Below are 8321 nucleotides of genomic sequence, written 5' to 3' on the forward strand. Positions count from 1 at the left end.
CGGACCCCGGGGCGCCGTCCGCCTCAGGGGCCGCCTCGGGGCCCGAGCCGAGCAGGGTCGCGGAGACCGCGGCCGCGCCCATGCCCAGCACCCACACCAGCATGAACGTGGCGGCCGCCCACAGGGAGTCGGAGGCCAGCGACAACGCCAGCATGACGAACCCGAGGCCCAGGGTGTCGGCCTTGGTCACCGCGTGCAGTCGGCTACGCAGGTCGGGGAACCGGAGCAGGCCGACGGTCCCGGCGGTGAAGAACAGCAGTCCCGCCGCGGCGGACAGGACGATCGCGACGTCGCGCGCCATCTCCAGCGCGTTGCTCATCGACGCCCCGGCTCCGCGGTCACGACGGTGACGGTGACGACCAGCGCCAGCGCCACGAGTGCGAGCGCCGCCGAACGGACCGCCGGGGCGCCGGCCAGGACGGACAGCGTGCACAGCAGGGCGGCGCCGGTGGTGCCGGCCAACACGACCCCGGTCACGCGGTCACGCGGGGAGGGGCCTCGCACCACCCGCACGAGGCAGGCCAGCACGTTGAGCAGCAGAGCGGCCACCAGGAGCTGCAGGGCCAGCTGAACCACATCCACCTCCCGCGTCGGGTCTTCTCCCCTGCCTACAGGCCCAGAACGGCCCGCGCTACCAGGAAGTACACGATCAACCCGATCGCGTCGACGAACGTCGTGATGAACGGGTTGGAGAACACCGCCGGGTCCGCCCGGACCGCCTGTGCGAGCAGCGGCATGAGCCCGCCCACCGTGGCCGCGATGGTGCACAGCGCCAGCAGGGTCAGCCCGATGACCAGTCCGAAGTCGAAGCCGAAGATGAACCCCGCGGCGATGAGTCCCACCGCGCCCAGCGCGAGCCCCAGGATGAACCCGGTCCGCACCTCCTGCACGAGTACCCGCAGGGCGTCGCGGGGGCGGACGTCGCCGAGTGCCAGGGCGCGGGTGACCGTCGTGGCGGCCTGGTTCCCGGTGTTCCCGCCGGTACCGATGATGAGCGGAACGAACAACGAGAGCGCCACGACCTGCTCGAGCGTGGTCTCGAACACCGCCAACACCTGCACGGTGAGCGCCGCGCCGAGTCCCAGCACGAGCAACCACACCACGCGCGACCGGACGATCGACCGCACCGGGGTGGCCAGGTACGGCCGGCGCAGGGGCTCGGAGCCACCCTGGCGGGCCGCGTCCTCGGTCTCGGCGTCCTCGAGGATCCGCAGCGCGTCGTCGACGGTGAGGATGCCCACGAGGCGGTCCTCCTCGTCCGTGATCGGCAGGACGATCACGCGCTCGTCCGCGCTGAGGCGGGCGGCCTCCTCCTCGGAGGCGCGGGCGTGGATCGAGATGGCGTCGTTCATCAGGTCCCCGACGAGGGTGTCGGGTTCCGCGCCCATCAGGGACCTCAGACCGACGACCCCGATGAGGCGGCGTCCCTGGTCCACGACGGGGATCGTGTAGATCGTCTCGACGTCGACCAGCCGGGCGCGGACCCGGTCGAGCGCCTGCTCCGCGGTCATCTCCGGGCGGGCGGAGACGAACTCGGGCGTCATCCTGCGGCCGATGGAGCCGGCCGGGTAGCCGAGGATCTCGTTGGTGAGCGCGCGCTCCTCGGGCGGCAGCCCGCGCAGGAGGCGCGTGGCGACGAAGGCCGGGAGCTCGTCCATGAGAGCGACGCGGTCGTCGGGGTCGAGCTCCTCGAAGAGGTGGGCGACCTGCTCCTCGCGCAGGCCGCGCAGCAGCTCGGACTGCACCGGCGCGTCGAGGGCCTCGAACAGCACCAGGGCGCGCCCCTTGGGCAGCAACCGGAACGCGACGGCCCGGTCGCGGTCGGCGCTGCGCTCGAACATGTCCACCACGACCTGGTCGGGCAGTGACGCCATGAGGCGCGAGGCCGCCCGGAGGTCGCCGCGGGAGCGGAGCCGGGCCAACCGCCGGGTCGCCTCGTCCAGGCTCATCTCGCCGTAGGTGCTGTTCTCGTCGACGTGCTCGTCGACCAGGGCGAACCCCGTGGCGTCGGTCGGTGGCCCCCCGGGATCGTCCGGCAGATCGCGCGGCTCAGTCATCACCGGTCCCCTTGGGGGAGTCGGACGGGGTGTCGGTGGCGAACCCGATCTGCGAATACCGGGTGGCCGAGGTGGGCGCGGCGCCCGAGAGGAACCCGGCGCGGGCGATGGACATCGCGCCGATGGCGGAGGAGGCGAACTGCAGTATCGCCGCCACGACCACCTTGGGTGCCGCATCCCAGGACGGGTGCAGCAGGAAGGCGCCGACGATCACGAACACCAGCCCGAGTCCGGCGGCCGCCCCGATGGCGGAGGACCGGACGTAGAGGTCGGGGAACCGCAGGAGGCCGATGGCGCCTCCGAGGAACACCACGGACCCCGTCAGGACGGAGACCGATCCCAGGACGGTCGCGAGCAGGTCCCAGCTCATCGCCGACCCCCGGACATGAGTCGGGCCAGCGAGAGAGCGGAGACCAGGCCCACCAGCGTCGCGACCAGGACGAGGTCGTAGACGAAGGGACTGTCCACCCTCACGCCGACGAGGGCGAGGAGTGCGATGAACGCGAAGAACAGCAGGTCCGCCGCGATGGCTCGGTCACCGGCGTGGGGGCCACGGACCATCCGGTAGGAGGACAGGACGGCCGCGATGGAGACCAGGACGATGGCGATGTCGACGGCGATCACCGGACCAGCCCCTCTCTCCGGATCGCCCGCAGCATGTGGTTCTCCATATCGTGTAGCGAGGCCGTCAGGTCGTCGGGATCCGGGAAGTACATCCCGTGGACCACGATCTCCCACCCCTCACCGCCCCCCGGATGGTGCGCGCCCAGGGTCAGCGTCCCCGGGGTCAGGGTGATGAGCGAGGACAGCACGGTCACCTCGAGTTCGGTGCGGCACCTGGTGGGGAACCGCACGAAGCCCGGGGTGATCGAGGCGTGGGGCAGGAAGGCGTCGCGGACGACCTTCGCGCTGGTCGTGGTCTGCTGCCAGAAGAACCACAGCAGGAACCACAGGATCCGCAGCGGCCAGGTCAGGGTGGCGGTCATCCGAGCACCGCCTGGACGTATCCGGTCGGGTCGTACAGGTTGGCCGCAGCGGTCCCGGACAGCTCCAGGAGCACCTGACCCCCCAGTCCCAGCGCCAACGTCACCACGGCCAGCGCCAGCGCGGGCGCCGCGAGTGCCAGACCGATCCGGCGACCCGGGGGAACCATGACGGGGTCGGGGGCCCCGGCCTCCGCCGTGGCGGTGGCCACCGTGGAGGTCGCGGCGCCACCGCTCGCGGCGTCACCGGTCGCGTCGAGCCCGGCGCGGTCCCGGCCGTCGGGGATCCCCGGGGCATCGGAGTAGGCGGGGTCCAGACCCTCCGGGAGCGTGCGGGAGTCGGTGGCGGTGGGTTCGCCGAGGAAGATCCCCGTCCAGATCTTGAGCATCGACAGCAGGGTGAGGATGCTTACCGCCACGGCGACGGCCGCGGCGGCGATCTGCCCGGCGTCGAGGGCGGCGATGATCAGGCTGAGCTTGGCCACGAAGCCGGAGAAGGGCGGGATCCCGGCCAGCGACATGGCGGAGGCGAAGAACGCGATCGCGATGAGTGGTTCGGTCTTGGCGAGTCCGGAGAGTTGCCCCAGCCGCCGGGGACCGTAGCGCACCTCGATCGCGCCGATGGCCAGGAACAACGCGGCCTTGACGATCATGTGGTGCAGCAGATAGAAGATGCCGGCGGTGAGCCCCAGTGGGCCGAAAAGGGCGACCCCGAGCAGGATGTACCCGATCTGGCTGACCATGTGGAACGCGAGGATCGAGCGCGGGGCGGCCTCGCCCACCGCGCCGAGCACACCGATCAGCATGGTGGCCGAGAACACCACCACGCCCACCCAGAGGTAGCGCGGGTCCCCGTCGAAGATCACCGCGTAGATGCGGTAGATGGCGTAGATCGCGATCTTGGTGTGCAGGCCGGAGAACATCGCGGTCACGGCGGGGGACATCTTGGGGTAGGCCCGTGCAAGCCACCCGTGCACGGGGACGACGGCGGCCTTGATCGCGAGCGCGAAGAGCACCAGGGCGGTGGCCACGGCCACGCCGGTGTTCTCCGAGGCGGCCCCGTGGAGTTCGGCGATGTTGACGGTTCCCGTCAACCCGTAGATCAGGGCCACGCCGATCAGCAGGATGGTCGAGGCGAGCAGGTTGACCGAGATGTAGAGCCGCGAGGCCGCGACACCGGCCACGCTGGCCCGACCGGACCGGGTGATGATCATGAGCCCGTACGAGGGCAGGAGCATGACCTCGACAAAGACGAAGAAGTTGAACAGGTCCCCCGTAAGCAGGGCCCCGTTGACGCCGGCGGTCACGAGGAGCACCAACGGCGGGTAGAACCTCTTGAACGCCTCCCCGGCCGGGACCGCGAAAGCCGCGCACGTGAGCGTCAGCAGACTCGTCACCGTGAGCATGAGCGCCGAGAACATGTCCAGCACGAACGGGATGGCCACTCCGGGCGCCCACAGGGCGACCTGGTGCACCACGACCGAACCGTCCGACACCCACGCCACGGTGGCGATCGCCGCGGCCAGTTGCACCACGAGGACGGCGAACAGGACAGTCAGGACCAGGCGTGTTCTCGAAGCGACGGCTATGAGCAGGCCCGCCGTGAGCAGCGGGATGGCGACGAACAGGGTGAGGACGGACTCCGGCATCATCGGTGGACACCTTCCGCGTCGTGGTTCGCCGGCTCGTCGGGCTCCGGGTCCTCCGGGTGTGCGCCCCCCGGGACCTCCGGGAGGAGGTCCAGGTGGTCGAGGTCGCCCACGTCGGTGTCGTCGTCGTCACCGCCGATCACCGCCAGCACCAGCAGGTAGATCGTGATGGCGAACGCGATGACGATGGCGGTGAGCACGAACGCCTGCGGCAGTCCGTCGGCGGTGAGCGCCGGGTCGGGGTCGGCCACCAGCGGGGCCTCGCGCCGCGACGCGCCGCCGGCCGCCATGATCGTGAGGTGCGCGGCGTGACTGAGCAGGATGAACCCCAGGATCACGCGGACCATCCCGCGTTGCAGGACGAGGAAGACGAAGCCGGCCATCAGGACGCCGACGGAGATCGCGAGGGTCATGTCTGTACCTCCCGGTTGTCGGCCGCGTCGAGGACCGGTTCCGCGTCCTCGGTGGTGGCGGGGTCGGTGGCCTCCGCGACCGGGCCGGGGGGCGGGGGCGGCACGGCGGGTTCGTCGCTCCGGTCGTCCCCGCCGAGCTTGTCGATCGCGGCCATGATCACTCCGAGGACCGCCAGGTAGACGCCCACGTCGAAGACCAACGCAGTGGTGAGGTGCACGTCGCCGAGGTAGGCGTGCAGCGGCAGGAGGAACGAGCCGTCCACGAAGCCCGCGAGACCCGTGACGACCCCGATGACCACTCCCGCCGCGATGACCGCGACGTATGGGACCCGGATCCGCGCCGCCTCGTCCCTGGGTGCGCGCAGGTAGTAGATCGCGATTCCGGCCCCGCCGATGAGCGCGGAGTTGAAACCTCCGCCGGGGGCGTTGTGGCCGCGCACGAGGAAGTAGAGAGAGAGGAACACGATCAGGGGGCCCAGTACCCGGGCGAACGTGCGGAGGAAGACCCCGTTGTCCTCGGCGGGCAGGAGCGGCGAATTCGAGGGGACGGAGAGACGCACCTGGCGACGGGGCAGGGTGCGCCTGGCGTGCAGAGCCAGGACCACCGCGAGTCCGGCCACCCCGAGCACGGTGAGTTCGCCGAGGGTGTCCAGCGCTCGGTAGTCCACCAGGACGGTGTTGACCACGTTGATGCCACCGGTGTCCTCCTCCGCGTTGTCGAGGAAGTACCGCCCGACATCGGAGAGTTCCCGGCGACCGGTCATGGCCCACACCGCCGCGCCCGAGGCCAGGCCGATCACGATCGCGACGGCCGCGCTGACGAGCATGCGTGAGCGGGAGACCATGTGGAAGGTGGGGGGGAGTCGCTGGAGGACCAGGACGATGACGACGACGGTGAGGACCTCGACGAGGAGTTGGGTCAAAGCCACGTCGACCGCACCGAGAGTGAAGAACCACAGCGCCATGGCGAACCCGACGATCCCGACGTTCGCGACGGCGCCGACCCTGGAGCGGGAGATGACCATGGCTGCGGTCCCCACCACGAGCAGTAGCACCACCACCCAGTCCTCCGCCCGGACGGGTGAGCCCACCTCGGGTTCGGGGCGGACGACCGCCACACCCACGGCGGCCAGGGCGACCAGCACCACGAGGACGGCCCAGACGTGCCGGGAGATCCGATCCGTCCGGGTGACGTCGCCGACGCGCGCCCCGCCCGCGATGGCCCAGCGGCGCAGCGCGTCGACCGTCGCCACCCCGGTGATGGGGGCGAGCTCACGGTTGAGGAAGCGGTCCAGGGGATTGCGCACCAGGACCAGCACGATGCCGAACGCGATCACGGCCATCGACATGAACAACTCGGGCGCGAACCCGTGCCACAGACCGAAATCCGCCTTGTATCCCTCGCCGAGGGAGGCGCGGGCCGCTGCCGCGACAGCGGGTTCGAGGAGGAACCCGGTGAATCCGAGCACCAGCCCCAGCACCGCGGGCAGGGCGGCGGGGAGGAAGAACGAGGCGTGGGGCGCCTCGATGGTCTCCGGGGTGCTGTGTACCGGCTCGGGGCCCGGCCCCGCCGGGGGGCCGTGGGTGACGAACCCGCCGAGCAGGAAGCGTGCCGAGTAGGCGAAGGTGAAGGTGGCGGCGAACACGGCCAGGGCACCGAGCGCGGGCCCGGTCCACGCGGCTCCCGGCGCGTCGAGCATGGATTTGAACATCCACTCCTTGGACACGAAGCCCAGCAGCGGGGGCAGTCCCGCCATCGACGCCGCGGCCAGTCCCACGCCGATCGCCGTGCCGGGCATGATGCGGTAGAGCCGCGGGAGACCACTCATGGCCCGGGTGCCGGTCTGTTGGTCGACCACGCCCACAAACATGAACAGGGACGACTTGAACAGCGCGTGGGCGATGGTGTGCACGATCGCGGCGACCATGGCGGCCGGGGTGCCCACGCCGATCGTCGCCACCAGGAAGCCCAGCTGGCTGATCGTGGAGTAGGCCAGCAGTTCCTTGAGGTCGTCCCGCTGCATTGCGAACACGGCCCCGAGAACGGCGGTGGTCATTCCGCAGGTGATGAGGAGCAGGTTCCACACCGGGACGTCGTGCAGTGCCTCGGAGAACCGCAGCAGCAGGTAGATGCCGGCCTTGACCATGGCGGCCGCGTGCAGGTACGCGCTGACCGGGGTCGCCGCGACCATGGCGTCCGGCAACCACGCCTGGAACGGGAACTGCGCGGACTTGGTGAACGCGGCCATGGCGATCAGTACGGCGATCACCGTGGCGAAGCCGGGGTCAGTCGACCACACCGGATCGACCAGGATCTCCGACAGGACGGTGGTGCCGGTGCGGACCACCATGAGCGCCGCGGCGGTGAGCAGGCACAGCCCGCCCGCGACGGTGACGAGGAGCGTCCGCACCGCGGGCTGCGTTCCCTTGGGGCCGGCGAGCGTGATGAGGAAGAAGGAGCACAGGGTCGTGAACTCCCACGCGACGAACAGCAGGACGACGTCGTCCGCCAGGACCAGCCCGAGCATCGACGCGGCGAACAGCGTCATCAGGCCGTAGTACCCGCCGTGACCGCCACCGCGCCCGAGGTACCGGGACGAGTAGGCCATCACCACGGCCCCGATCCCGAGGACGATCATGGTGAACACGCGGGCCAGCGGGTCGAGGGACAGGCGGAGTTCGACGCCCAACGCGGGCATCCACGCGACCGTGGAGACGGTGTCGACGGGGACGGCGAACCAGATGTACAGGGCGAGGCCGCCGAGCAGCGCCGCGAGCGGCCATCCCGCGTCCCGCCCCATGGTGCGGGCCAGCAACGGTGAGATCGCCGCGATGCCGAAGGCCACTGCGAGGGCGAGGGTCAGGGTCACGTGCCGTTGGCTCCGGAGGTGGTCGAGATGGGCGTCGGAACAGACCCGTGGGTACCGAGCCCGCCGGGCCAGGCTAACACTCTCCGCCCGGGCGGATTCGGGCAGGATTCCGGGGCATGCCGAATGACCTGCGGGAACGGGTGCGCCACGTCACTACCATCCACGGCATGCCCCCCACCCCCAGTGCAGCCGACCGCGCGGACGAACCTCTGGACGACCCGGTCGACGAGCCCGTCGACGAGCCGGTCAGCGGGGTGCCCAGCGGCCCGGGCCCCGGCAGGCGGGCCCTCGCGCTGGTCGTGGTGATCCTGCCGCTGGTCCTGGCGGCGCTGTGGGCTGCCGTCGACCC

Annotated in this window: 9 protein-coding genes and 1 pseudogene; 1 reads left to right on the top strand and 9 read right to left on the bottom strand. The window is 70.8% G+C overall.

Features of this window, described 5'->3' with window-relative positions; translation table 11 throughout:
* From G6022_RS07085 to G6022_RS07125, 9 genes are all read right to left on the bottom strand, one after another.
* A partial coding sequence (locus G6022_RS07085) for a monovalent cation/H(+) antiporter subunit G (protein WP_182691259.1) occupies positions 1-319 on the bottom strand: 319 nt, incomplete at its 3' end.
* Positions 316-576, bottom strand: coding sequence for a hypothetical protein (locus tag G6022_RS07090; RefSeq protein ID WP_304815059.1), 261 nt, complete (start codon positions 574-576; stop codon positions 316-318). The genes G6022_RS07085 and G6022_RS07090, both read right to left, overlap by 4 nt.
* A 32-nt stretch (positions 577-608) precedes the next feature.
* Positions 609-2057 (bottom strand): magnesium transporter, encoded by a 1449-nt coding sequence (gene mgtE / locus G6022_RS07095; RefSeq protein ID WP_182610377.1) that lies wholly within the window; start codon positions 2055-2057, stop codon positions 609-611.
* Positions 2050-2427, bottom strand: a complete 378-nt coding sequence (locus G6022_RS07100; protein WP_182610376.1) for a monovalent cation/H(+) antiporter subunit G — start codon at positions 2425-2427, stop codon at positions 2050-2052. Before G6022_RS07100 ends, mgtE begins: the two co-directional genes overlap by 8 nt.
* Positions 2424-2681 carry a monovalent cation/H+ antiporter complex subunit F gene (locus G6022_RS07105; protein WP_182610375.1) on the bottom strand — a complete coding sequence of 86 codons (258 nt, stop codon included), beginning with the start codon at positions 2679-2681 and terminating at the stop codon, positions 2424-2426. Before G6022_RS07105 ends, G6022_RS07100 begins: the two co-directional genes overlap by 4 nt.
* Positions 2678-3043, bottom strand: coding sequence for a Na+/H+ antiporter subunit E (locus tag G6022_RS07110; protein WP_182610374.1), 366 nt, complete (start codon positions 3041-3043; stop codon positions 2678-2680). Before G6022_RS07110 ends, G6022_RS07105 begins: the two co-directional genes overlap by 4 nt.
* Positions 3040-4692 carry a monovalent cation/H+ antiporter subunit D family protein gene (locus G6022_RS07115; protein ID WP_182610373.1) on the bottom strand — a complete coding sequence of 551 codons (1653 nt, stop codon included), beginning with the start codon at positions 4690-4692 and terminating at the stop codon, positions 3040-3042. The genes G6022_RS07110 and G6022_RS07115 overlap by 4 nt, the downstream gene beginning before the upstream one ends.
* Positions 4689-5102 carry a cation:proton antiporter subunit C gene (locus tag G6022_RS07120; RefSeq protein WP_182691261.1) on the bottom strand — a complete coding sequence of 138 codons (414 nt, stop codon included), beginning with the start codon at positions 5100-5102 and terminating at the stop codon, positions 4689-4691. The genes G6022_RS07115 and G6022_RS07120 overlap by 4 nt, the downstream gene beginning before the upstream one ends.
* Positions 5099-7972: a DUF4040 family protein gene (locus G6022_RS07125; protein ID WP_182691263.1), complete on the bottom strand. Its 2874-nt coding sequence runs from the start codon at positions 7970-7972 to the stop codon at positions 5099-5101. Before G6022_RS07125 ends, G6022_RS07120 begins: the two co-directional genes overlap by 4 nt.
* Before the next feature lie 167 nt (positions 7973-8139).
* Here G6022_RS07125 and G6022_RS07130 point away from each other — a divergent pair.
* Positions 8140-8321: pseudogene (locus tag G6022_RS07130) on the top strand (hypothetical protein); the annotation flags it as partial.

The sequence above is a fragment of the Dietzia sp. Cai40 genome (assembly GCF_014145165.1).
GTDB lineage: Bacteria > Actinomycetota > Actinomycetes > Mycobacteriales > Mycobacteriaceae > Dietzia > Dietzia natronolimnaea.